Raw genomic sequence first — 287 nt, forward strand, 5'->3', positions numbered from 1 at the left:
AGTTATTACAACTGGTGTTCCTTTTTTAATGATTGCTTCCGATGCTCGTGCAGCCGGTATGGCTGATATGGGCGTAGCAACATCTGTTGATGCTTTTTCGCAACAATGGAATGCCTCAAAATATGCGTTTTCTGAAACAAAATCAGGAATCGGTGTTAGCTACACCCCGTATTTAAGTAAACTAGTAAACGATATTTTTTTAGGAAATGTGACGTATTTTAATCGTCTAGATGAGCGTAGCGCGTTCTCGGTAGGGTTACGATATTTTTCTTTAGGAGAAATTGAGT

1 protein-coding gene is annotated in these 287 nt (G+C 39.0%); it reads left to right on the top strand.

Annotated features, from left to right (window positions below):
* A partial coding sequence (locus KI686_RS16500; RefSeq protein ID WP_237590401.1) for a PorV/PorQ family protein occupies positions 1-287 on the top strand: 287 nt, incomplete at both ends.

Source organism: Polaribacter sargassicola (genome assembly GCF_021991835.1).
Taxonomy (GTDB): Bacteria; Bacteroidota; Bacteroidia; order Flavobacteriales; family Flavobacteriaceae; genus Polaribacter; species Polaribacter sargassicola.